The 25,107-nt window shown below is 50.9% G+C and carries 16 protein-coding genes; 9 read left to right on the top strand and 7 right to left on the bottom strand.

Going from position 1 to position 25,107, the window contains the following annotated elements:
• Window positions 1-2: 2 nt before the first annotated feature.
• The 4 genes from GS398_RS00550 to GS398_RS00535 are packed head-to-tail and all read left to right on the top strand — an operon-like array spanning window position 3 to window position 8,821.
• Window positions 3-1,658, top strand: coding sequence for a RagB/SusD family nutrient uptake outer membrane protein (locus tag GS398_RS00550; RefSeq protein WP_160904808.1), 1,656 nt, complete (start codon window positions 3-5; stop codon window positions 1,656-1,658).
• Between the two features lie 20 nt (window positions 1,659-1,678).
• Complete coding sequence (locus GS398_RS00545; RefSeq protein WP_160904807.1) at window positions 1,679-4,822, top strand: SusC/RagA family TonB-linked outer membrane protein; 3,144 nt, start codon at window positions 1,679-1,681, stop codon at window positions 4,820-4,822.
• Window positions 4,823-4,859: 37 nt separating this feature from the next.
• On the top strand, window positions 4,860-6,638 hold the full coding sequence (locus GS398_RS00540) for a RagB/SusD family nutrient uptake outer membrane protein (RefSeq protein WP_160904806.1): 1,779 nt from the start codon (window positions 4,860-4,862) through the stop codon (window positions 6,636-6,638).
• Between the two features lie 53 nt (window positions 6,639-6,691).
• Window positions 6,692-8,821: a prenyltransferase/squalene oxidase repeat-containing protein gene (locus GS398_RS00535; protein WP_160904805.1), complete on the top strand. Its 2,130-nt coding sequence runs from the start codon at window positions 6,692-6,694 to the stop codon at window positions 8,819-8,821.
• A 75-nt stretch (window positions 8,822-8,896) separates the two neighbouring features.
• Here the strand turns inward: GS398_RS00535 and GS398_RS00530 are convergent, their stop codons facing one another.
• From GS398_RS00530 to GS398_RS00520, 3 genes are all read right to left on the bottom strand, one after another.
• Window positions 8,897-9,901, bottom strand: coding sequence for a PDDEXK nuclease domain-containing protein (locus GS398_RS00530; RefSeq protein ID WP_160904804.1), 1,005 nt, complete (start codon window positions 9,899-9,901; stop codon window positions 8,897-8,899).
• Window positions 9,898-10,767, bottom strand: coding sequence for a HEPN domain-containing protein (locus GS398_RS00525; protein ID WP_160904803.1), 870 nt, complete (start codon window positions 10,765-10,767; stop codon window positions 9,898-9,900). The genes GS398_RS00530 and GS398_RS00525 overlap by 4 nt, the downstream gene beginning before the upstream one ends.
• Window positions 10,768-11,256: 489 nt before the next feature.
• A complete protein-coding gene (locus GS398_RS00520) occupies window positions 11,257-11,781 on the bottom strand; it encodes a hypothetical protein (protein ID WP_160904802.1) in 525 nt (174 codons plus the stop codon).
• A 233-nt stretch (window positions 11,782-12,014) separates the two neighbouring features.
• On the opposite strand from GS398_RS00520, the gene GS398_RS00515 reads away from it, so the two are divergent.
• The 4 genes from GS398_RS00515 (at window position 12,015) to GS398_RS00500 (ending at window position 18,904) form a co-directional block, all read left to right on the top strand.
• Window positions 12,015-12,578, top strand: coding sequence for an RNA polymerase sigma-70 factor (locus tag GS398_RS00515; RefSeq protein ID WP_160904801.1), 564 nt, complete (start codon window positions 12,015-12,017; stop codon window positions 12,576-12,578).
• A gap of 144 nt (window positions 12,579-12,722) precedes the next feature.
• A complete protein-coding gene (locus GS398_RS00510) occupies window positions 12,723-13,715 on the top strand; it encodes a FecR family protein (protein ID WP_160904800.1) in 993 nt (330 codons plus the stop codon).
• 60 nt (window positions 13,716-13,775) lie between these two features.
• Window positions 13,776-17,138 (top strand): TonB-dependent receptor, encoded by a 3,363-nt coding sequence (locus tag GS398_RS00505; protein WP_160904799.1) that lies wholly within the window; start codon window positions 13,776-13,778, stop codon window positions 17,136-17,138.
• Window positions 17,135-18,904 carry a RagB/SusD family nutrient uptake outer membrane protein gene (locus GS398_RS00500; protein ID WP_160904798.1) on the top strand — a complete coding sequence of 590 codons (1,770 nt, stop codon included), beginning with the start codon at window positions 17,135-17,137 and terminating at the stop codon, window positions 18,902-18,904. The genes GS398_RS00505 and GS398_RS00500 overlap by 4 nt, the downstream gene beginning before the upstream one ends.
• A gap of 19 nt (window positions 18,905-18,923) precedes the next feature.
• Here GS398_RS00500 and GS398_RS00495 read toward each other — a convergent pair whose 3' ends face one another.
• Both GS398_RS00495 and GS398_RS00490 read right to left on the bottom strand, forming a co-directional pair.
• Window positions 18,924-20,336: an arylsulfatase gene (locus tag GS398_RS00495; protein ID WP_160904797.1), complete on the bottom strand. Its 1,413-nt coding sequence runs from the start codon at window positions 20,334-20,336 to the stop codon at window positions 18,924-18,926.
• 116 nt (window positions 20,337-20,452) lie between these two features.
• Window positions 20,453-21,799, bottom strand: a complete 1,347-nt coding sequence (locus GS398_RS00490; RefSeq protein WP_369410189.1) for an arylsulfatase — start codon at window positions 21,797-21,799, stop codon at window positions 20,453-20,455.
• Window positions 21,800-22,171: 372 nt separating this feature from the next.
• Here GS398_RS00490 and GS398_RS00485 point away from each other — a divergent pair, with 372 nt between their 5' ends.
• Window positions 22,172-23,407, top strand: coding sequence for a CehA/McbA family metallohydrolase (locus GS398_RS00485; protein ID WP_160904795.1), 1,236 nt, complete (start codon window positions 22,172-22,174; stop codon window positions 23,405-23,407).
• 1 nt (window position 23,408) lies between these two features.
• On the opposite strand, the gene GS398_RS00480 is transcribed toward GS398_RS00485, so the two are convergent.
• Complete coding sequence (locus tag GS398_RS00480; RefSeq protein ID WP_160904794.1) at window positions 23,409-24,440, bottom strand: formylglycine-generating enzyme family protein; 1,032 nt, start codon at window positions 24,438-24,440, stop codon at window positions 23,409-23,411.
• A 133-nt stretch (window positions 24,441-24,573) separates the two neighbouring features.
• Entirely contained in the window at window positions 24,574-24,828 is a 255-nt protein-coding gene (locus GS398_RS00475; protein ID WP_160904793.1) for a hypothetical protein, read from the bottom strand.
• Window positions 24,829-25,107 lie beyond the last annotated feature (279 nt).

Below are 25,107 nucleotides of genomic sequence, written 5' to 3'. Positions count from 1 at the left end.
ACATGCTCAATAAACGAACATATACAAGCTTAATAGCCGTGCTCGCTTTCGCTTTCCTGCAAGCCTGTACTAAAAACGAAGATATCCCGCTCGAACAGCGGACCGAAGACGTGATCTACGACAAGACCGACATCAACGGGGTGTACGCCGAACAGGCGCTCACCAATATCTATACTTTCCTGCCGAAGGGATTCAACCGCGTAGGGAACGCTTTCCTCGATGCGGCTACCGACGATGCCGTTGCATCAGACCTGGTGTCCAATAACATCAACCTGCTCTCAAAAGGTACGCAAAGCTCCACTCAAACCGCCGATGAAGCGTACGCGACCAACTATGGCGGCATTTACCGGGCTAACCTTTTCCTGTCGAAAATAGACATCGTTCCTGTGCTGACTACTACCAAACAGTACTGGAAAGCCGAAGCACGTTTTCTGCGGGCAATGTTTTATTTCGAGCTGGCGAAGCGCTACGGTGGCGTTCCGCTGATCGGCGACAAGGTGCTGACACCCGATGATAATGCGGCTTTGCCAAGGAATACGTACGACCAGGTGGTTCAGTACATTGTAACCGAGTGCGACGCCGTCAGCCCTTTACTTCAGAAGGAGCCGGTTACGCAAAGCGGAAGAGCTACACAAGGCGCTGCACTTGCCCTCAAATCCAGGGTTCTGTTATACGCGGCAAGCCCGCTGAACAACCCAGGCAACGATCCTGCGAAGTGGACGGCCGCCGCCGCTGCCGCCAAAGCGGTGATCGACCTGAATTACTACGCTCTGAACTCCAGTTTCGTCGCCGCGTTCGTTAACCGCGCGGATAAAGAGGTGATCCTCGGCTTTCAGCAGGCCAAAAACTCGAACCTGGAGCGTGCGAATGCACCGATAGGGTATACCACTGACCTGTACGCCAGTACCGGGACCACCAGCCCCACGCAGGAACTCGTCGATGCCTTCCCGATGAATAACGGCCAGGCGATCAATGCGGCCGGTTCCGGATATAATGCAGCAACACCCTACGCGAACCGTGATCCGCGGTTCAATGCCACGATCTTTTACAACGGCGCTCAATGGCTGGGCCGGGCGGTGCAAACCTACGAGGGAGGATCCGATAAGCCGAATACTGCGGTGACCCAAACGAAGACCGGGTATTACCTCCGCAAATTCCTTCCAGATCTTTCGACCGCGAGCAATTACGGGTTGGTTGATCACAACTTCAGTATTTTCCGGTATGCGGAGATGTTGCTTAACTATGCCGAGGCGATCAATGAGTCAGGCGACGTGCTTGCAAACCGGACGATTGCCTATACGCAGCTTACAAATATCCGGAAACGGGCCGGTATCACTGCAGGAGCCGGTTCGCTGTACGGACTGAAAGCCAACATGACCCAGGCCGAAATGCGTGATGCGATCCGCCTCGAGCGCCGTATAGAGATGGCTTTCGAGGAGCAACGCTTCTGGGACGTCCGGCGGTGGAAAACCGCGGCGACCGATTTTAATAAGATCCTACACGGTATGAAAATTACCATGACCGCGCCCGGTATATTCACCTACCAGGTCGTCAGCGTAGAGCCGATCGTGTTCATCGCGCCAAGGATGTACCTCTATCCGTTCGCATTCCCGGAACTGCAGGCGAACCCGGCGTTAACTCAAAATCCAGGATGGTAAACGAATAAAAACAGATGAATATGAAAAATATATACGTATTGATCCTGGCGGTACTGCTACTCTGTTCGGGTGCTGCCATGGCTCAAAGCAAAGTAGTAACAGGGACGGTTAGTGACGCAGCTGGCACACTTCCCGGCGTCACGATAATGGAAAAGGGGACAACGAACGGCGTGAGTACAGACGGTACCGGTAAATTCAGGATAACGCTCAGCGGAAAATCGAATACGCTGGTCGTTAGGTTAATGGGATATGCCACAAAAGAGGTTTCGGTAGTGAACCTCACGAATGTCGACGTCCTGATAGAAGAAGATTCGAAGCACCTGGACGAAGTGGTGGTAGTTGGCTTTGGAACACAGCGCAAAATCAGTGTAACGGGCTCAGTCAGTACGGTAAGCCGGGAAGAGATCCAGGCCACTCCGTCAGCCAGTCTTCAGAACGCGCTCACGGGCAAGCTTCCAGGCTTCTTCTCTCAGCAACGCGGCGGAAGGCCCGGTGGCGATGCCGCCGATTTTCTCATTCGCGGTGTAAGTACGTTTAATGCGAACGCAAACGTCCGTCCGCTCATCCTGGTTGACGATATCGAGTTCAGCTACGACGATTTCCGCAACATCGATCCGAACGAAGTGGAAAGCCTCAGTGTGCTTAAAGATGCCTCGACCACTGCCTTGTACGGGATCAAAGGTGCAAACGGCGTAATTCTCGTGACCACCCGCCGCGGTAAAGCGGGCGCTCCAAGGATCAATTTCCGCACGGAATATGGCCAGCAAACACCCACGAACATACCGGAAGTTCTGGGTTCGGCCGATGCCGCTATCCTGCGGAACGAGGCCTTAAAAAATGACATGTTTATCTCGGGCGGTACCTATGTACCTGAATTTACCGACGCCGATATTCAGAAATTCCGCGATGGTAGCGACCCTTACGGGCACCCGAACATCGACTGGTACGATATGCTGTACAAAAAAACCGCACCAGTGTCAAAAAGCAATCTTGACTTATCCGGCGGTACCGAAAGTGTTACTTATTTCGTTTCGCTCGGTTACGAAACGCAAAGTGGCCTGCTCCGCGAGTTCAAGTCTGACGATGTGGATAACAACTACCGGTTCGATCGCTATAACTTCCGTTCGAACCTCGACATCAAAGCCAATAAGTCGCTGAGCTTCAAACTGGACCTCTCCGGTAACAACACGGTAACCAACCAGCCGCAGGTAGGCAGCGGCCCTTTTGGTGAGATTTACAGCTATGAAGCGCTAACGCCATTCGTATACCCGGTTTACAACCCGGATGGCAGCCTGGGCTCGACAAATCCGCTGAAACCGTCGGTCGCTAACAATATAGTAGGCCGCATCAAATATGGCGGGTATAGCCGTGCCAGGCAAAATCTCATCAACCTGAACGTTTCGGGAATTCAAAAACTAGACTTCGTCACCCCGGGACTCCTGCTTAAATTCACCGGATCGATTGCCAACCAAACGACATCCAACAGGTCGCTGAGCTCTTCCTATTTCCCGAGTTATTATTACGACCCGGCGGCAAATACTTACACATTAAAAACGACCGCAGGCGTGAACGCCGCACGTATCGAACCCTATTCGCTGGGTTATTCGTCGGGCGCGCCGAGGAGGCAAACGGGTGTGCAGGCTAGTCTCAACTACCAGCGTACGTTCGCTAAAAGCCACAACGTTAGCTCGACCATCGTTGCCAACCAATATTCCAAAAGTGTCAGCAATTCCCTCATCGAAGCAAATTATATCCCGGTGAACTCCCGGGGCCTCGCGGGACGAGTAAGCTATAACTTCAAAACCAGGTACCTCGCCGAATTTAACGGGGCGTATAACGGTTCGGATAAATTTGCCGCAAACAGGCGATACGGGTTCTTCCCATCCGCCTCGGCAGGTTGGGTGATCTCAGAAGAGCCATTCATCAAGAAGAACGTTCCTGTGCTCAGCTTGCTGAAGATTCGCGGCGCCTGGGGGATTACCGGCAGCGATGACCTGGCAGGATATAAAAACTCCTATGAAGAAGTGTACAAGGCAGGTGGTACTTACTCCTTCGGCGATACCCACACCAATGCCACTTCTGTAGCTCCCGGCTCCCTGGCGAATAACCAGGTTACCTGGGAAAAAGAGCGGAAAGTTGATGTAGCCCTGGAATTCGGACTGTTTGCGAACCGCTTGTCGGGCTCTATCAATTTCTTCGACAATTTCCGGTACGACATCCTTTCTTCGCGAAATACCGTTCCCAGTTATTTCGGGATCAAGAATGCCGACCTGCCGCCGCTTAACCTGGGTAAAGTGTCAAATAAAGGCCATGAGCTGGAGCTGCAATACAACGGAAGTATAGGTAAAGACTTGTCTTTCAACCTGAGGGGGAACTACTCCTATGCACACAATACCATCGTTGAGCGGGATGAGGTAAACCCGAAATATGAATACCAGCGCCAAACCGGTCAGTCGGTAGGAGAGGTGCTCGGTTTTGTGTGGGACGGATATTACACCGAAGCGGAAGCGAAAGACCCATCCGTGCCTAAGTACATCGGTTCAACCACCGCGGCCTGGGGCCCCGGCACAACGCTTCCGGGTTTCCTGAAATACCGCGACCTGAACGGTGACGGCGTGATCTCCGACGATGACCGTGCCTTTGTAGGACATTCGAACCTGCCCACTACCACCATCGGCCTAACCACCGGCCTGAGCTATAAGAATTTTTCTTTCAACTTCATGCTGCAATCGTCGCTCAATTACGATGTGCAGATCAACTACAATTATTCTGTTCCGTTCAAGGGGAATATGTTGCCTATCCACATGGATCGCTGGACACCTGAAACAGCTTCGACCGCGCGTTTCCCTTCGCTTGTGAGCAATTTCCACGGAACCTATATGACCACGGCCAGCAACTCAAGCTTTTGGGCTATCAGCGGGAACTTCCTGCGGCTTAAATCGATCGAGTTGGGATATAAACTTCCGGAGCGCTGGGTGAGCAAAGCCGGGATAAAAGGCGTGAGGGCCTACGTGAGCGGCTATAACCTGTATACCTGGTCTAAAACGTTCGACCGGTACGGCGTAGATCCTGAGGTGGTTCGCCAAAGCGGTGATCCCGGCGGATCATTGAGTTACCCGAACCAGGCCATTTATAATGTAGGACTAAACGTATCAATCAAATAAGACGATGAAACCATTATGTGCCATTAAAAACATTCTAATGAAAAAAATTTATATATTCTCCTGGGTTTTCATCCTTTTTGCGGCGGCTTCCTGTAAAAAAGGCGGTTTCCTGGATACGAAAACCACGGCAACCATCAATGCGGCGACCACCTTCGCGGATAGTACCAATACCATGGATTTCCTGGCGGGGCTTTACTCCGATATCGCGTACAATTACCAGATCGCGAGCGCACACAACCTGATGGACTATTCTAAAAACGCCGACGAAGGCGAAGGACGCTATCCCGCCGGCGGTAACTACGACAAGATCTTTACGCAGGGCACTTTCGCCAGCGGCTTTTTTAACCAGCAGCAAACCGAATGGACACTGTTTTACTCGGTGATCAGGAACTGTAATATCTTCCTGGCGAACGTAGACAAAAGTCCGCTTTCGGCAGCAAAGAAAAAACGTGTAAAAGCCGAGGCCCGCTTTATACGTGCGCTGCACACGTTCTACGCAGTCCGGTCGTTCGGCGGGATCCCGCTGCTGGGTGATGATGTATTCGATACGGATGCCGAAGCGGTACAAAAGCGCTCGACTTACGAGGAATGCGTGAACTACATCGTTAGCGAGCTCGATGCGATCAGCGGGGAACTGCCGCTGAGCTATAATGGCCTCGATTTCGGACGGATTACCAAAGGCGCATGCCTGGGTCTGAAATCGCGGATGCTGCTGTTCGCCGCCAGCCCGCTTTATAACGGCGGAGGCACGGCGCCGTCTGATGCCGAACTGCAGAAGCTGCTATGCTATCCTGCCGCCGACAACAACCGCTGGGAAAAAGCCCGGCTGGCAGCAAAAGCGGTCATGGATATGGGTATCTACTCGCTTGTGACTGACAATACCACCAAATGGGGCGGGAACCCGACCGGGCTGGGCTACGGTTTTTACAAGACCTTTATTACCCGGAACAATAGCGAATTTATTCTTCCGCGCCCGCTCCCTACAGGTAAACAAATGGAAACCTATGGTAACCCGAAATCCCGTGGAGGCGCCAACTTCTATTGTTATCCTACGCAGGAACTGGTAGACTGGTTCCCGACAATCAACGGCAAGCCGATTGCGACCGACATTAAATCAGCCTCGAATCCCCTGGGCTACGACGCTTCGAACCCTTATGTAAACCGCGACCCGCGTTTATCGGCCACGGTGGTATATAACGGCGGTTTACTGTTCCTCAATTCTACGAAGACGCTTTCGGCCGTCGATACGTATGTAGGTGCTGCCAGCGGCGATGGCATTGTGGCCCTCTCATCGAATACGGCGACCATCACGGGTTATTACTGGCGAAAAATGTGCGATGAGAACGCTTCTGTCCAGGGCGGTAACAATGTGGACAGAAGTTTGCCGGTAATTCGGTATGCCGAGATCCTGCTGAATTATGCCGAGGCAACCAATGAAACGGGCAATGCGGTTGAGGCAATGAATACCCTGAAGCTGCTGCGGGCCCGTGCCGGCATCAACGCGGGTGCTGACGGCATGTATGGCCTTCCGGCAAGTCCGGCAAAAGACGACGCGCGTCTCATTATTCAAAACGAGCGCGCCATCGAACTTGCTTTCGAGCAGCACCGTATCTGGGATATCAGGCGCTGGAAACTCGGTCCGCAGTTAGACGGCAAGTTTGTACACGGCATGCAGATCACAAGGACCGGGACCACCTATACCTATAAAAAGATCGACGTGCGCACGCGCTACTTTAAAGACAACTACTATTATTTCCCCATCCCGAAAGACGATGTAACCATTAACCCGTCATTGTTACAAAACCCGGGCTATTGAGAAAAGGATAAAAGTTTATCGAAGCTTCATTGCCGTTAAAAACGATTATTCAAATGAAAAAATTCCTGTTATTGCTCTTTTTCCTGTTCCCGCTTGCAGCGCTTGCTCAATCGTCCTGGAAAAAGGAGCTCTTATCCTATATCAATACGCGCCTTTCCAAGCCCGACGGCGGCTACGGCTGGGAAGATCAATACGATTCGCACCTCACGCCAACGTACGCGGTAACCGGGATTCTATATGATATCGATGCGTTGCCCGCTGATAAAGCCAGACTGGCCGAATTCATCCGTACGCATCATCCGCAAAAATCGACAACCACAGGCACGTTGAACTATTTTATCGGCAACACCCCGAGGGGCGAGGCGGGGCCAAGCGGCTCCAACATGCGTAACCTGGTGTATGAACAAATCCAGGCCGTCCGCTGGCTTGGCGGCGATCTTCACTCGTTCGATGACGACGTAAAAAGCTGGAAATCGCAGGCGGGTGTGCTGGCTAATTACGAGGGCAATGGCTATGCTGGCCTCTTCCAGGAAACGATGACCCCCATCTGCAATGAGTTCCTTGGCCTCACTATGACCGATGGTCCCGGTTTTTTACGTTACCTGGAATCGTGCCGCCGGTCGAACGGCAGCTTTAACAATGCACTGGCAGCTGCCGGCGGAGATGGTAACGTGCTCAATACCTGCTGGGCTTTGGCCGCGTGGGACGCGCTGGGCGGTCCGAAGCAGTTAACCGCAGAAACAGTTTCCTGGCTCCAGAAATGTCAGCGGCCGAACGGGGGATTTACCCATCAGCCTTCGCCTGCCATTGGGGTGAATGACGACGTAGCGTACACCTGGGCCGCGATCAAAGCGCTGGCCCGCCTGAACGCCGCGCCAGCTGACAAAGCTGCCGCCATCAGGTACCTGGCATCGCTGAGAAACGCTGATGGCGGTTTCGGTGCACGGCCCGGATTGCATTCCACACCGGTCGCTTCATTCTATGCCATCGACGCACTTACGTCACTTGGCGCCCTTGCCGAGCTCGACCGGGCGCCCAAACCGAAAAGCTTTAATGAGCCCAGACCCGACTTCTCGGGCTACAAGGTTTATACCGTGCAGTTCCAGGCGCAGGGTAGCGGAAGTCCGCTCGAAGCTGTTATGCTGGCAGATAGCCTCAACATTCACCTGTGGGGGGTGAAATACCCGGTAGCCGGCTGGACCGCCGAAGCGCAGCGCATTGCAAACGAGCGAAAAGTTCCGGTAACGTTTTTTCAATCGGACGAGCCGCACGATAACGAAGTAAGTGTGGAAGGAATGGGATCCTTCAATCATGTGCTCGACTACATCGCTCCGCCGAACGTACCGGTTCATTTTAGTAAAAAATCGTCTTTCGCGGAGTTAAAATCCACCACCCTCGAACAATTGAGGAAAGCAAATGGCGGCCTCATGCTGCAGGTGAGCAACAACGAGCCCCTGGCGCGTATCCTAATCGATGAATCGCTGAATAATTTCGGGTACGTGGCACTCAGTACCGTACATTTCGGTCAGAACTTCATGTTCTGGCTACCGTATCTTGCTGAGTACCGGTATCGTTTGCCGATGGTAACGCTGCAGGATGCGCATGGCGCGGAATCATGGTGGTGGACAGACGAGCTCACCAACCACCGAACGCTTTTTATAGCAAAAGAGCCGACCTATGATGCAATGATCGCCGCCTTGAAGAAAAATTGGGTAGTCGGCGTGCGCCACGACAGCGTGAGTAACTATAAAACGCGTATGCTTGGCGGGACGGATGCGGCCAGGGTCTTTATCAATACCAGCGAGAAAACCTGGAAGTGGTGGGATGGTCAAACTCTTTCGCGGCCGCAGGCCGTGATCACCGTAATATCCAAAGAGGATAAGTTCGAAGAAGGCCGCCCGGAAGCAGGCCTGGCTATTCGTGTGCGGACGCGCTGGACCGGCGTTCGCCAGGCGCTTCGGGCCGAGGCTGTACGATTGATCGAATTAATGGTGGATGGAAAAGCGGTTAAAACCGAGCAGGTGGTGAAAAAAGCTCAGGGAACCGGCGGCGCGACTGCCGATGCTTATTACCTGTTTAAGTGGGGAGAGCCATTACCCGGACAGCATAAGATAGAAGCACGTGTGAAGGATATCCGCTCAGGTAAGGAGTATCGCTATGTTAGGATGTTTAGCGGCAAGTAGGTGGAAGGTCTGAAGCCATTCTTGTGCCAAACCGCTTGTTACAGGCAGGTGGTACCGAATCCTGGCCCCCACTTACTATTTGGCATCAAGTATAGCTTTCACCTGCTTTTGCAGTAGCTTCTTGCCAGGCAGGTAAAGTTGGTATTTTGAAACGAATATCTTATTAGACATTCCGCCGGTAGCATATTCAACCAGTACCTCGTCTTTGTCTGCTGAAAGGATAATTCCGATCGGCTCGCCATCGCCATCAACATTCTCCTCCGTTTTGAAGTAATTCAGGTAAAGGTTCATCTGCCCAACATCGTTATGCTGCACTGCTTTTGTTTTCAAGTCAACCAACACAAAGCATTTCAAAATACGGTGATAAAATACGAGGTCGACATAGAAATGCTTATTCCGTAAAGAAATTTTGTATTGCCGGCCGATGAAGGCGAAACCTTTGCCGAGTTCTAAGAGAAATAACTGCAAGTTGTCGATGATCTTCTGTTCCAGGTGCTTTTCTGTCACCTTAGTACTTTGTGGGATTTTTAGAAAGTCAAGAACGTAAGGATCTTTGATTAGTTCAGCAGGATGTGAAACGATATGACCCTTTTCGGATAGCTTCAGTACTTCCTTCTTGTCTTTGCTGAGGGCAAGCCTTTCAAAAAGCGACGAATCGATTTGTCGCTCGAGTTCTCGTTTCGATAAGTTCTCGTTGATGGCTTGCTGTTCATAAAACTTACGGGCGGTTTCGTCCGAAACGCCGATCAGCACAATGAAATGACTCCAGCTTAATTTGGCAGACACTGTTTGCCATTTTGGGAAAGCGATATAAAACCGTCGCATATCAAGCACGTTCCGTCTGCCGAATCCCTTCCCGTAACGAAGTTTTAAATCTTTAGAAAGCCTTGATAACAAGTCGCTTCCATACTCTGCCCGTTCTTCACCATGCTGTTCAAATTCGACGATGTGTCTGCCGATTTCCCAATTAGCTTTCACCAATTCGGTATTAATGGCCTTGAATGCGTTTTGTCGTGCGGTCTCTATCGTGAGGCCGATATTATCAAGAAGCTCGGTATAGTTGTCTTTTATCGGTTTCATTCGGCCTGCCTTAGTTGTTCGATCTTTTCCAGGCAAACCTGTTCTGTTAATTCTTTCAATCGTTTTACGCGCTCCGCCAGGTAGTCGAGGCCTTCTTTAGCTACTACATAACCCATCTTGTATCGAGAATCGATATACGACCGCTTTAATAAATCGAACAACCGAACTTCTTCCGCACTAGCCTGTGGAAAAGCCTGCTGAAATCGTTTGTCAAGCATCCGTGCTTCTTTACTCAATATATCGAGCTCGTGGGTTTTCGGCTTGTAATCAGTGAAGACGAGGATGATAGCCATGTAAAAACTTTCGGTAGCCTGGTGAAGTAGAAAAATGGCTTGTTTGTAGTCACCTTCGCTTAAATAAAAGGACGAGCCTTTAAGGAATTTGTTACCATTGTCGAACCAACTATCAAAGTACATCTTACCTTTCTTAGCTCGGGCTTCCGGTAAAAGCTCTTTTACCGCTGCCAACTGATAGGACCCACTATCGTATAGCATCGTCCCTTCTTTCACAATATCTGCGAAGAAGTAGTTCCCTTCTTCCAACTCCTTATTTAAAAAGTCGATGCCGTGGAAAATCATGCTTAACGGTGTAAATCCTTCCGCGCGCTTGCCGATTGTTTGCCTGATGCCTTTGGCCATCTTCGAAGGAATATGCTTTTCCTGCTTAAATACGACCAGGATATCGAAGTCGCTTTTGTAGGTGTAGGTCGTACCGTTCTCAACATAACGATCCTCCACCCAATCGCCGCGTGAGAAGCTTCCGAAAAGAATCACCATTACCGGTTTGGCAACCTGCAAAATAGCTTCCAGTACACCAGAAAGTTCCTGCTGTTTTTCGGATGGAAGATGCGCTATCGAGGTTTTCATCGCCGTTAAAAATCGGTGAGGTGAAGGTAAGTATTAAAAAATGGGGTTGGAAATCAGGGTGCCAAGCGGCGATTGTCAAAATGATGGAATGTGGAAAAATAGTTATGTCACAGCAAGAACATGGGTGTCATGCCGGAAGGATCGCCGACCGGAGTAGGATCTTGTACTGCCGCATAACGTTCCGGGGTTTGGCGCAGGTGGAAATTAAAAACCACTGTCGTTAGCTTTGCAATAAATTTAGTTAAAAAGCAGAAAGGCTCGGCTTGCACGGGTGGCCCACTTGCGCCAAGCCCTTGTTAGCAGATGTGCTGTTATCGGACTCGCTGTGCCGGTTGGCCATTAGCTTTTAGGGCCCTTTCCTTGCGCTTTGCATTTTTAGCCTTAATATCTCGCATCAAATTTCGGAAATCATAAAGTTCAACTTCCGTCCATGGTTCTGACTTCGTAGAAAGATCAATGTTCTTTGGTTCCCTGATTAGTCCCATGTTTTTAATTTTTAAAGTATTGCGAAATGAGCCGTAAAGCGGCGCTCGTTTCTATAAACATTCGTAATCCCCGAAAGTGTGTCGCACGCAGCGATTGTTCGTAATGCTTGATTAACGTCGATTTTGCATCAAATGCAAGAAAGCCTTCGTATCCTTTATCGACAGAAACCTTGCAGGCATATGCTACCAAATTGACAGGAACGCCAAAATACATTTTGCCTTTACCCTTGTTGAATTTTGCGCTCTCAATAAGATGCATAAATACGTGATCCTGTTTATCTTCGATACTCAATAAACCTTGTATTATTTTCGGGTTATTTACAGTCGTCAGTTTAAATACTTCCTTACTCGCGTCTTTCAACTCCTTTTGCCAATCAAATTGCCAGTCAGCCTTTTTGATTTGCCTGGAATCCGTACTTGTAAGCATGGCAATTTCAGTATCAAAAACCTCACCAGTAAAAGTGTTTTCGATCGAATTAGTCAGCTTATCGATTACGAAATCCAGTCCTACATTCCTTTCTCTAGCCACATAGCTAATTTACGAAATTATAAAGATTGACGCAAGCTCTTCCGGTGAGCTTTTCGCCGTTTCAATCTCCCTTCCTGCGGCAAAGCCTCTTAACGATATACCCAATTTTATCAGCCTTAACCTTCGGACGTGAAGACGACAGTATTTGTTAATGGTAAGCAAATAACCGATTAATATTAAACCCGTTGATTTGACAACCGGTAAGCTCGACCTGCCGCCTAAATTAATTCTCGATGGAAAAATTAATCAAGACAAGCCTTCATGAGCTTATTTTGAAAAAAAATTTTACCGAAGTGTACCGGCATCTTTGGGACACGTATTACCCGACGTTATTATCTTTCGCTGAGTCGCACCTGAAATCGACCGAACTGGCTGAAGAGGTGGTGTCGGATATACTTTTTCAAATCTGGAACAAAAAAGAGGACATCGGGAAAATCGAGCACATGCGTATTTACCTGTTCACATCGGTACGAAACCGCTGTTACCGGGAGTTGAGTAAACGAAAAAAGGAACAAGACGTTTTACGCTTTACAGAAGAGCCGATCGAAGCGCTTTCGACGGAAGTGGCCATCGATCCGGAAAGCACCATGTTAACCGGGGAACTTGCAAAGATCATCGCCGAAGTAGTGGAAAATCTGCCGCCGCGCTGCCAGTTAATCTATAAGCTGATCCGCGAACAGGGCTATCGCAATAAGGATGTGGCGGTACAACTTGGAATTTCGATCAACACGATCGATGTTCAGCTGGCTATCGCCGTGAAGAAAATCAGCTTCGCCATCAGCCTTTACGGACAATAATGCATCAAAGCATGTTTTTTAAGTTATCGCTTAGTATGTGCCCCATCATACATACTCTATATCGGTAGAAAAGCTTAATTTTAGCTTTACTTCCGTTATTGCGGATACAGGTCAATGGCTTTTAAAAATCGTATATGGATGCTAATGGGCAAACGGCTCTCGGGTGCCTCCACGGCCGACGAGGACCGGGAGTTGGACGAGCTGTTCAAGTCCGATCCGGATGCCTGGTTTTCGTACGAAGTGATGCGCGCAACCGAAGTAAAAGACCCGATTCCCGATGCCATCGTTGAAGAAATTCACAGCATGCTCGAAGTCTCAGGACCGACTGCGGACGTAATACCATTTTACCGGAAGTCCCTGGTGCGCTGGTCTGCTGTAGCCTGCGTGGCGGCCGTGGTATGCTGGTTTGTTTTTGCACGGACTTCCCGGCTTTCGGGCTCCAATGAGATCGTCGCCCAAAACGGCACGAGTACCGAAGTGACGCTACCCGATGGCACTACCGTTAAGCTCAACGCCGGAAGCCGGCTCTCTTATGCCCGCGATTTCGTTTCACGGCCCACCCGGGAAGTCACATTGACCGGCGAGGCATACTTTACCGTCATTCATGACGAGCGGCATCCGTTTATCATTCATACGGCCGATATCAGTATTATCGACCTTGGTACTATTTTTAACGTTCGGGCCTACCCGGATGATCATTTGACAGAGACCACGCTGATCGACGGATCGGTTGAAGTACTGCTTCGCAAAGGGGAGAGTCCGGGTAAGATCGTGCTTAAACCTAACGAGAAACTTTTGTATAATGCCAATGGAAGCACAGATAAATCCGGTAATCAAACCGGAACTTTCGAAATTTCAGCGGTAACGCCGGCCCACGGGACCAAAAATGAATTCGTGGAAACAGCCTGGATCGATAATAAAATGGTGTTCCGGAACGAGCGTTTCGGCGACCTGGCCCGCCGGATGGAGCGGCGTTATAATCTTGAGATCGCATTTTCGGATGAGGAATTGAAAAGCGTACACCTTACCGGTACAATCAGCAACGAGACGGTGGATGAGGCGATGAAATTACTGCAGGCCACCACATCGTTCAAGTACACGATAGCTGAAGGTAAATTAACGTTAGGTTTATACTAATCATTTATACTTGCAGTCCGGAGCGTGGCTATGCGCTGGTAAACAACGAATTGGGTTATCATGAGGGTGGTTTTACTCGTTGGCATGTTCGTGTCGTTTATTTTTTTTCCTGACCTGGCACGCGCACAGGTCGTTACCCTTTCCTTTAATTTGCAAAATGTGCCGCTGGCCGACGTGCTGGACCGGATCGAAGCCGCGAGCGGCTACCGCTTTTTCTACAATGCCGACCAGGTACGGCCCGATGCCCGGGTAAGCCTGGTAACGGAGAAAGGCACATCGCTTCCCGGCGTGCTGACTGCCCTGTTCAGCGGCACGAAGGTGAGCTGGCAGATCCGCGACGATCATGTCATCGTGCTTTCTCTTATCACCGGGCCGCCGCCTTCTTATCATGTGACGGGCAAGATCACCGGTAGCGATGGCCTGCCGGTGGGTGGCGTGACCGTCCGCTTAAAAGGTGGTCACGACATCACTATGTCCCATCCCGATGGAAAATTTACTGTCGATGTGCTTCCCGGTGCTACACTTCTTTTTACATGCGTTGGGTTCCTCCAGGTGGAATGGCGTGTAGACGCTGCACAAAAAAATATCGTCCTTCCTGCCGACAGCCGTTTCCTTAGCGAAGTTGTGGTTATAGGATTCGGCACGCAGAAAACCATTACGAAAACCGGTGCGATCAGTTCCATCAAGCAAGAAGATATCATATCGACGCCCTCTGCCAGCATGCAAAATATGCTTACAGGAAAACTTACAGGTTTTTTTTCGCAGCAGCGTTCGGGTATGCCTGGTAAAGACGGTGCCGAATTTGTTGTCCGCGGGGTGAGCACATTTACCGGTGTGACCACGCCGCTCGTTCTCGTGGACGACGTAGCGTTTTCGTATGAATTGTTTTCTACGATCGATCCGAATGAAGTAGAGGCCGTTACGGTGCTAAAAGACGCATCCACGACGGCTATCTATGGAATTAAGGGTGCGAACGGTGTAGTGCTTGTCACTACGAAGAGGGGAAAGGGCGGTCCCCCGAAAATCAACTTTCGCACGGAATATGGAATCCAGGTCCCCACCCACACGCCCCGTTTTTTAAACGCTTTCCAAACCGCGAAGCTGCGAAACGAGTCAATAGCGAACGATAACCTGCTGAGCGGCACTGCAACCCCCCCGGAATTTTCGGCTGCCGACCTGGAATTGTTCCGCAACGGCGGCGATCCTTACGGTCATCCCGACGTGGATTGGTATCATACGCTGTTCCGGAAATCAGCACCCATGACCAGCACCAGGCTTGATATCTCCGGGGGAACCGAACGTTTGCGCTATTTCATATCGGGCGGGTACCTCAACCAGCAGGGAATGCTTAACGAGCTTTCCGTTTCTCCAGAGATCAATAACGAATACTATTATAACCGGTATAACTTTCGTGCTAATCTTGATATATCGGCATCGGGTTCGTTGCTGATCAAAGCCGATGCCTCCGGGAGTTCCGGCCTCCGCAACAACCCATATTTCGACGGAGCCAGCGGGGCCGGTGAAGTGGCGGCATTCAACGAGCTGTTCCGGTACGATTTTCTCAACCCCTATACGTATGCGATCCGTAACCCGGACGGGACATTTGGCTGGTCGCCGCCTTTTCGTCCCGCGCCGTTTAGCGCCAAACCGAATATCGTAGGTCGCATCGGCTATGGGGGATATACCAGGGTGCAGGAAAATACCATCAACCTCAATCTGTCGGCTACTCAAAAACTCGATGCGCTCTTGCCCGGTCTTCTCGCCACAGTCAAAATTTCAGCGCTCAACGTTTCGTCGGCTCAGCGGCAGTTGGTCCGCCGCAATTTTCCCTCCTGGTATTATGACCAGGCGAACGACCTTTATACACCACGCGATGCCGCAGTTTCACGTGTCGACCCATGGCAGCTTATCTATAATGCAGGATCGCCTTCCCGGCAATTCAATTTCCAGGTAAACACGGCCTTCAGCAGGCAATACGGTAAACATAATTTCGGCGCACTGGCGCTATTTAACCAAACGACCGTAAGCCGGGCAGATGCCAACGCATCGAATAATTATATCCCTGCGAACTTTCGCGGAGTTACTTTTCGGGGGACCTACGACTATGATGAGCGTTATCTTCTCGAATTTTCAGGCGCGTACAATGGCAGTAGCCGATTCGTAGGATCCCGTCGACTCGGGTTCTTTCCGGCGATGGCGATTGGATGGAACATAGCCCGGGAATCGTTTTTCCATGACAATTTCACCTTTGTCGATCTGTTTAAAATACGCGGTTCCCTGGGCCTCACCGGTTCCGACGATCCGGGCACCGGGAATTACTACATATACGATCAAACGTATGTGCGAAATGGCACCTATTCGTTCGGAGAATCCGGTAAAACCTATTCGGGAATCGCCGAAGGCTCGATCGGGAACGAAGAAGTCACCTGGCAAAAGGAACGAAAAGCGGACATGGGGCTGGACGTGAGCCTGTTCCACGGTTCGTTATCGGCCACTTTCGAGTGGTTTTCAAATATGCGATTCAATATTCTTACCCCCCGGAATACTATCGCGCCCTATTTCGGGTTGTCGTCTATTCCCCCGGTAAATATCGGCAAGGTCGCCAACCGCGGTATGGAGCTGGAAATAAATCTGAGTAAGCGCACGGGTAAGTTCGGGTTTGAGGTGCAGGGTATTTATTCTCATGCACGTAACCAAATTCTCGAAATTGACGAGCCCCAGGCGAAGTATCCATGGCAGCAGCTAACCGGGAATTCCGTTGGGATGGTGCAGCAATGGATATTCGACGGGTTTTACACCCAAAAAGAAATCGACGATCCCAACGTTGCCAAACCCGCTGGTTTGGTGGGTACGGGATTCTTAAAATACCGCGACCTCAATACCGACGGCAAGATCGATTTAGACGATCGTGCGTACATCGGGAATTCAGACCTGCCCGCCGACCGGCTGGGACTAAATCTCGGGTTCACTTACCGTAAACTTTCGTTTCGTATTTTGTTGCAGGCCGATCTTAACTTCGATTTCCAGCTTTCGCAAGACATATCGTCACCGTGGAAAGCGAATCTCCAGGAGTTCCACTTGCAGCGCTGGACGCCCGAAACGGCCGGCAACGCCCGCTTTCCGCGCCTGGTTTCCGACTTCGTAGGTACCTACATGACGTCTGCCGACCCATCTACCTTTTGGGTAATTCCGGGCGATTACCTACGTGTAAGGTCCGTGGAAGCAGGCTGGCAAATTCCGCCGGCTTTGTTGCGAAAAGTAAGGCTGAAACAGGCGCGCCTTTTCGCCAATGGGTATAACCTTTTTTCCTGGTCGAGATCTTTCAGCAGGTACCAGGTTGATCCTGAGGTTGCGCGGGGGAGCGTGACCGGCACGTATCCGCAGCAGCGTCTGTTCAATACCGGAATTGCGATACAGTTATGACGGGACGGCATAAACACCTTCGTAGACGGCTGAATCTCCCCGGCGGCGCAGTTGTAATGCTGATCCTTATTTTAACATCCTGGGCTTGTAAAAAGCAATCAGGCTTTCTTGACCGCAAAGGCGATGCGCCGCTGAACGAACAGGTCGTTTTCGCCGACAGTGCGCTGACGATGGATTTTCTTACCGGCATTTACATCGGAGCTGATTTTAACATTCAATCAGGCGCCGTTCATAATACCAGCGATTTCGAGAGGCTTACCGACCTGGCGGAAGGACGTTATCCCGCTACCGGGAATTTTGATAAACAGGTTACGCAAGGTGTATTCGGGCCGAATTTCTACAGCAAGATGGCCACGGAATGGAACTTCCTGTACGCCAAAATTCGGAACGTTAACATTTTCCTTCACAATGCTGAGCGTTGGCCGCTGTCTGTGCCCTTAAAAATACGCCTGCGTGCCGAAGCTCGATTTCTGCGCGCCTGGTACTATCATTACCTTATTCGCTATTTCGGCGGCGTTCCCCTGCTCGGAGACCGGGTGTATGCGATCGAAGACCAGGCCGATCTTTCGCGCAGCACGTTCGGATCGTGTATGAGCTACCTTGTTTCGGAACTGGATGCCATCAAAAGCGACCTGCCGCTAGCGTATGCGGGCGATGACTATGGCCGGGTGACGCGCGGCGCAGTGCTGGCGTTGAAATCGCGAATCCTGGTCATGGCGGCCAGCCCCTTGTTTAACGGTGGCAGCATCAGTGCCGACCCTGACCTGGCGAAACTTACAGCGTATCCTACCGTGGATGCTAACCGTTGGGTAATTGCGCGTGAGGCAGCCAAAGAAGTGATAGACCTTGGACGTTACGAATTGATGAGTGATAACGCCACTCGCCCGGGAAACGGTTTTTACAAGCTTTTCCTTACCCGGGTAAACAGCGAATTTATTTTTTCCAGGCAATATCCATCCGGAAAGATCATGGAGATTTCGCATAATCCTAAATCGCGCGGTGGCGCATGGTATTTCGATTACCCGACCCAGGAGCTTGTCGACATGTTCCCGATGGCGAACGGCCGGCCGATCGTTGATCCCTTGTCGGGTTATGATCCGGCAGAACCTTATCGCGATCGTGATCCGCGCTTCGGTTTTACCGTGATGTATAACGGTAGCTTGTATTTTCTGAACACGACGAAGGCCCTGGCGCCCGTGTATACCTATTCGGGTGGGTCGGACGGGATCGTAGCGATATCGAGTAACACTGGGACGGTGACCGGTTATTTCCACCGCAAAATGTGCGACGAGTACGCCGCGGTAAGCGGGGGAAATAATGTCGACCGCGCGGTACCGCTGATCCGTTACGCGGAAGTGCTGCTAGACTATGCAGAAGCCTGCAATGAGTCGGGGCAGCCGGCAAACGCCCTTGCCGTGTTGCGGTCTATCCGGGAGCGTGCAGGCATCCAACGCGGTAACGATGGGCTTTTCGGCCTGCCTGCAGCGCCTTCCACCGACCAACTTCGGCAACTCATACAGAACGAGCGGGCCATCGAGCTGGCTTTCGAAGGCCACCGGTTTTGGGACCTGCGGAGATGGAAGGCAGGCGCCCAGCTCGACGGCAGGTTTGTGCATGGTATGTCGATAAGCTTATCGGGCTCTAAATACACCTACCAGCCGATCAATATACGGACACGATATTTTAAGGACAACCTCTATTTATTCCCGATTCCCATTACAGAACTGAACCTCAATCCCAGCATCAGGCAAAATCCGGGTTGGTGACCAGTAGCATATGCGGATATTACTCGTTTTTTTCGTTGACCCCGCTTCCGTCGTTACCATAATGTGCCGTACGTTTGGTCAGCGGAAATTCCGGGTTTTCAGTCCGCGTTTCGAACATGGTTTTGCGGATCTTTGCTACGATGCCCGGATTTTTCTCAGCCAGGTTGGTCGTTTCGGCCGGATCGGCCTCCAGGTCGTATAGCTCGAAAGGTTTCTGGTAGGCGTTTATGCCCTTCCATTTACCCATGCGGATGGCTTGGACGGGGCCTTGCGTTTCGTTTATCTCCCAATAGAAAAAGTCATGCTGAGGCTGGGTTTTCCCAAGCAGGGTCGGCAGGTAGGAGATCCCGTCGATTTTTTTTGACGGTTTTATGCCGGCCATTTCGCACGCTGTAGGAAGAAAATCCCAAAAGGCTGCGGGCTGTGCGGTTACCTGGCCCGGCTTGATCTTACCTGGCCAGCGGGCGGCGAAAGGCTCACGAACGCCGGCTTCATACAAGGTTAATTTCCTTCCGCGATAAGGCCCGTTGCTATCGAAAAAGCCATTGTCGAACGCGGGGCCATTATCACTGGTAAAAATCACGAACGTATTTTCATCGAGGCCCTGCTTTTTCAGTTCAGCCATGATCTCGCCCACGTACCGGTCTAACCGGCTCACCATCCCCGCGTATGCCGTGTTTCCTTCCGCATCGTGGTAGTAGTGTCCCGCCTGCATCGGGCGTTTCGGCCAGTCCAGGTTCTCATAAGGCGCTTTCGAATCGGCGGGCGCAGTAATTTCGTTGTGCGGTACGGTATACGGTAAATAAAGGAAGAATGGGCTGGATTTATGGTTGCGTATGAAATCGAGCGCCTTGCGGGTAAACGCGTCATTAGAGTATTCGCCTTTTTTCTCGGCAGTAACGTTTCCAGCCAGCACCAGCTTCGTGTCGTTTTCCCAGATGTATTCCGGGTAATAGTGATGCGCCTCGGTATGGGTTTTATATCCGTAGAAATAATCGAATCCCTGTTTATTTGCCTTCCCGGTAGTATTGCTTTCGTCCATACCCCATTTGCCGATCACGGCGGTCGAATAGCCGGCACGCTTCAGCTCTTCAGCCACGGTGATCTCCTCGTCGAGCAAATCTATGGCGTTGCCGCTGGCGGTCCAGGCGGAGAGCTCACGAATATGCCCGTGGGCGGTATTCACGCCCGTCATAAGAGCTGCCCGCGAGGGTGCGCAAACGGAAGTCCCTGCATAATGTGCGGTGAAAATTATGCCCTCGGCGGCGAGTTGGTCGATGTTCGGTGTTTTGATCTTTTTTTGACCGTTAAAGCCGACATCACCGTAACCCATGTCGTCGGCCATAATGTAAATGATATTCGGCTTCTTCGTTACCTGGGCGCCCGCGGTGGTACAGGCGGCGGCCAATAGGAGGGTCAGTAAGGTTTTCATGACTATTTTCTGTTATAGGATTGCGTTTGAACGGGTAACTGTAATCCCCAAAAGCATGCGGTGGGAACTAAGTTGTAAGCGGAAGAATACCGGGAGGATAAAGAGGTAATATCGTGTCATTTTTTCTTGCTGAAAAAGGGAAAATCGGGGTTTTCAGTATGTTCCCGCTTGAGTATGGCGGAAAGTTTTTTCACGATTTCGGGATTCGACCTGGCGAGGTCGTTCGTCTCTGCCGGATCGGCAGCGAGGTCGTAAAGTTCGATCGGTCTATCAGGATCAGACATGGCATTAAGGCGTATACCCTTCCAGTTTCCCATCCGAACGGCTTGCCGGCCGCCGTTCTCGTGGAATTCCCAATACAGGAATTCGTGTTGTTTTTGTACCGTTGGCTGTCCTTTAAGCGTGGGAAGGATCGATATCCCGTCTATCGATGCAGGGGCTTTTACGCCGATGATCTCTGCGAAGGTGGGCATCATATCCCAAAACGCGCCGGTGAAGGCCGAAGTAGACCCCGGTTTGATGACGGCGGGCCAGCTCATGATCGTCGGTTCCCGTATACCGCCTTCGTAAAGATCGCGCTTGATGCCGCGAAAGCCGCCGCTGCTGTTAAAGAACTCGGGCTCGTTTCCGCCTTCGCGGTGCGGACCGTTGTCACTGGAGAAAATGATCAGCGTGTTTTTATCGATCCCCAACGCTTTCAGCTTCGCTACGACTTCTCCTACATAGGTATCCAATCGGGTCACCATTGCCGCATAAGCCGCATGGGGATATGCTTGTGGTTCATAAACGCCCGGATCGGCATCCCCCGGTTGAGGCTTAACGGGTCGGGCTTGCTCATGGAACGCTTCGATGTATTGCTTCATCACCGGATCGTTTGCGGGAAGCTGCAATTCTGCATGAGGAAGCGTATAGGATAAGAAAGCGAAGAAAGGTTTCGCCTTGTTTTTTTCGATAAAGGCAAGCGCTTTTGACTGGATGAGATCGCCTGTATAAACTTTCTTGTCCGTTTGCGTATTCGGCAATTCCACGCGTTTGTTATTTTCCCACAGATGGTCCGGGAAATAGTCGTGGGCAATGCTTTGACAGTTGTACCCGAAAAATTCGGAAAAGCCCTGCTTCAAAGGCTCTCCCTCCGAGCCCGGGAAGCCAAGTCCCCACTTACCGAAATCGCCGGTGACGTATCCTGCATCGCGGAAAAGCTCCGCAACGGTGTAAGCCGGGTTTTTGAGTGGAAACTGTCCTTCGGGCTTCATTCCTTTATTGCCTCGAATTGGCGTGTGGCCTGTGTGCTGTCCCGTCATCAGGGCGGAGCGCGATGGTGCGCAAACCGAAGTGCCGGAATAGAACGAGGTGAACTTCATCCCCGAAGCTGTGAGCGCGTCGAGATGGGGTGTCCGGATAAGCTTTTGCCCAAAGGAACCAAGGTCGCCATATCCAAGATCGTCGGCGAGGATAAAGATCACATTTGTCCGTGTTTTTGTTTGCGCATAGGAGGATCGGGTCCATACGCTAAGAGAAGAGATTACTATGAATAAACAAGTTTTAAATTTCATGTTGTCTTACTGTTCCGAAATTAATGGACCGTGTATCGGGCGTTTATCATGGTGCCATTACGCGCGCGATTGTACCATTCTGATAATTAAGATACCATTTTTGCCCGGTTGTACTAAATGCGTTAAAGCCTGTTCACTTTTTTATGCTCAAAGCGGCGGCCTTTTCCCTTAGTTTAGGTTAGCGCAAAAATAAAATGAATAAGCACCGGCGTTAAGAATAAAAATTCGGGGCCTTAGTACATTTTCTCTCATTTAGTCTCCCTAATGTAAATAGCCGATATTATGAGATCTCTTTTCAAACATGCACTTTCCCTGTCCGTGATGCTGGTTGCCACCGCCGTCCATGCGCAAAAGCTTCCTGTGTATCACATCTATTCAGGCAGCACCCATGCACACACCTCTTATACAGAGTCGCACGGCTCGCAGATGACACAAATTGCGGGCGCCAAAAAATACCAGGAGGTCGACTCAATGGGCGTACAGCGCGCCATCAATACCACCATCAACCCCGATTGGCGGAAGGTACAGGGCCCGCCATCCGAACACTTCGCATTAGCGAAAGCAAAAGGCTACGATTTTTACATCGTCACCGACCACTCACAGGAAGCGGGGTTCGCGCCGCCTAGCCCGGGAAACCCTCAATGGATATCTACGCATGAACAGGCAATGAAAGCCACCGACAAGAATTTCGTGGCGATCGTAGGTTATGAACATTCCGAGAACGACGGTCCCGGACCTAAAGGCCACCTCAACGTGATCAACAGCCGTTCGTATCTTAATGCATTGTTTCCAGGCATCGATATCAAGTCGCTCTACAAATGGGTGGATACGGTATCATCTTATGGTCCGGGCCCGGTAGTGGCTACATTTAACCATCCGGCAGCCGATGCCTGGGATAAATGGGCGTATCGCGACGAAAAAGTAACCGATGTATTCACGATGCTGGAGGTGATCAACTCGAACGCCAATATTCATTACGAAGCCTTCGTGAACGCCCTCGACGCAGGATGGAAAGTTTCACCGGTTTGCGGTAACGACAATCATGGTACCGCGGGCATCTCCCAGCAGACTTCACGCACGTTTGTACTTGCCACTGAAAAAACGCAGAAAGCCATCCTCGAAGCCATGGCTGCACGACGAACCTATGCCTCTTTGGAACAGAATATTCAATGCAGGTATACTGTAAACGGCGCTATGATGGGCGCTACGCTGAAAGGCGGCGATACGTTTAAATTCGACATTTCCATAAGCGACCCGGATACGAACAAACCGCAGGACTGGATCACAAAGATCGAGATCATGAAAGATAACGGTACGGTTGCGGATACGTATGTTCCCTCATCGCCCTCACATGCCGTAGTTTGGAAGCCAACGGTGAAAAACGCCTCAGCGAAGTATTTTTTTATCCGCGTATGGAACGCCGGGGGCGGCGATGTCGTCAACGGGAAAGCCCCCGCCGATCCGCAGAAGCCCGTCGCCTGGCTTGCACCGGTATGGATTGACCGTGGGACCTACTAGCTCAACGGGTTTGAGAAATGGCAGCAATATCTTTTACACACCTGAAACCGAGGTTGTTCGAGGCGCTGTTTATTTCTCCTTTCCCACGGCTTCCAGGGCGGTAGCGTATACAATACTGGTCGCTGCATAGAAAAGAACCACCGCGCTGTACACGTTTAATCGCACCAGGTTCTTCGGGGTCGAAGCTGTCGGTCGGTCCCTTTGGGTTCCTGGATGGGCTAACCTTATAATAATCGGGACGATAAAAGTCACCACACCATTCCCATACATTGCCATCCATATCATACAATCCATAGGCATTGGCCGGGAAAGTTTTAACAGGGGCCAGTTCCAGGAAACCATCTTCGCCGGTGTTACCGTCGGGAAAGTTTCCCTGATAGATATTCGCCATCCATTTTCCGCCTGGCTTCAGCTCCGTTCCCCAATAAAAGGGCTGTTGCTCTTTGCCGGCCCTGGCAGCATATTCCCATTCCGCTTCTGTCGGGAGCCGTTTTCCTGCCCAGGCAGCGTAAGCAGCGGCGTCGGTATAACTAATATGTACCGCAGGATCGTTCTGGCGATCTTTAACGGAGCTTTGCGGGCCGTGCGGATGGCGCCAGTTTGCACCTGCCACATATTTCCACCATTGCATGGGGTCATCGAGTGCGACCGGGTGTGAAGGCGGGGTGAAAACACCGGAACCAGGGACAAGGCTCTCTGCCGGTGCGCCTGGAAAATCAGCTGGGTTCAGCGGCTGCTCAGCCACGGTTTTATACCCTGTAGCAGCCACAAATCGCTCATACTCCGCATTGGTAACTTCGTGCTCATCCATCCAGAAACTATCAAGAGACACGGTATGAATCGGGATCGCATCAGTATAGGCCGGATCATTTGTCCCCATCTTAAAAGTTCCAGCCGGGATCAGCACCATTTTGGAAGGCACGGTGTCGGTTGGTTTGGGAGCGCTACCATCGGGTGAAGATGACCGCTGCACACAAGACGACGCAATTGCAGCCAGCCCTGCAAATAGGAAAAAGGTATTTAACGGTTTCATTAGAATAATTATTCGCTACTGTTTGTTTTTTTGGCACTCATGCTTGCTTCTCAGGTTGTTTTAACGGCAATGAAGCTTCGATAAGCTCTTATTCATCTTGTTTGTAAGCGGCAGCTTATCGAGGTTTCATGAATTATTTTTTTGCCGCCAGCGCCCTGACGCGTGATGGAGCACCCTTACAACAGGACGCTTTAGGCATAGAAGGCGCATTCGGGTGACGCGGGACACCGGCCACCTGAACACTTTCTGCCGTCACCGCAGAATCGGCGGAATGTTTGGATACCGGTTTTTCGCCGGCACCGCACGAAGCCATCAACATGCCGGCGAACGCCAAACAGGCATAACCTCCCCGGGTAAAATACCGTGATAACGAAGTGCGTGCATCCATTGAATGGCTGTTTAATTTGATTGCGGTACAATATACTCCCAATTCTGCAAAGCACTATAAACTGCATTATTCTTAAGCCAGATTTAACATTCGGGTTATCTCGCGGATCTCTGAAATATAGTTTTAAAGTGTCTATCGGTGAATTTGATAGCATGACCGTGTTATCCGGCGCATGGTGGTCGATCTCCGCTCAAAAGGAGATATCGTCGAACTTTTTTCTGTTCCTTTACGCCTGATGAATTAAAAACATGGCTTAACAATTTGTTAATCTTATTTTCT

It is taken from the genome of Hufsiella ginkgonis, assembly GCF_009834915.1.
GTDB classification, from domain to species: Bacteria; Bacteroidota; Bacteroidia; order Sphingobacteriales; family Sphingobacteriaceae; genus Hufsiella; species Hufsiella ginkgonis.
This window is presented reverse-complemented; position numbering and strand designations above follow the sequence as displayed.

Coding starts and splice junctions, on each gene's coding strand:
- GS398_RS00530 (WP_160904804.1), bottom strand. CDS start 9,901: ATGAAACCGATAAAAGACAACTATACCGAGCTTCTTGATAATATCGGC.
- GS398_RS00545 (WP_160904807.1), top strand. CDS start 1,679: ATGAAAAATATATACGTATTGATCCTGGCGGTACTGCTACTCTGTTCG.
- GS398_RS00550 (WP_160904808.1), top strand. CDS start 3: ATGCTCAATAAACGAACATATACAAGCTTAATAGCCGTGCTCGCTTTC.
- GS398_RS00535 (WP_160904805.1), top strand. CDS start 6,692: ATGAAAAAATTCCTGTTATTGCTCTTTTTCCTGTTCCCGCTTGCAGCG.
- GS398_RS00475 (WP_160904793.1), bottom strand. CDS start 24,828: ATGGATGCACGCACTTCGTTATCACGGTATTTTACCCGGGGAGGTTAT.
- GS398_RS00540 (WP_160904806.1), top strand. CDS start 4,860: ATGAAAAAAATTTATATATTCTCCTGGGTTTTCATCCTTTTTGCGGCG.
- GS398_RS00495 (WP_160904797.1), bottom strand. CDS start 20,336: ATGAAAACCTTACTGACCCTCCTATTGGCCGCCGCCTGTACCACCGCG.
- GS398_RS00485 (WP_160904795.1), top strand. CDS start 22,172: ATGAGATCTCTTTTCAAACATGCACTTTCCCTGTCCGTGATGCTGGTT.
- GS398_RS00525 (WP_160904803.1), bottom strand. CDS start 10,767: ATGAAAACCTCGATAGCGCATCTTCCATCCGAAAAACAGCAGGAACTT.
- GS398_RS00515 (WP_160904801.1), top strand. CDS start 12,015: ATGGAAAAATTAATCAAGACAAGCCTTCATGAGCTTATTTTGAAAAAA.
- GS398_RS00505 (WP_160904799.1), top strand. CDS start 13,776: ATGAGGGTGGTTTTACTCGTTGGCATGTTCGTGTCGTTTATTTTTTTT.
- GS398_RS00480 (WP_160904794.1), bottom strand. CDS start 24,440: ATGAAACCGTTAAATACCTTTTTCCTATTTGCAGGGCTGGCTGCAATT.
- GS398_RS00500 (WP_160904798.1), top strand. CDS start 17,135: ATGACGGGACGGCATAAACACCTTCGTAGACGGCTGAATCTCCCCGGC.
- GS398_RS00510 (WP_160904800.1), top strand. CDS start 12,723: ATGGGCAAACGGCTCTCGGGTGCCTCCACGGCCGACGAGGACCGGGAG.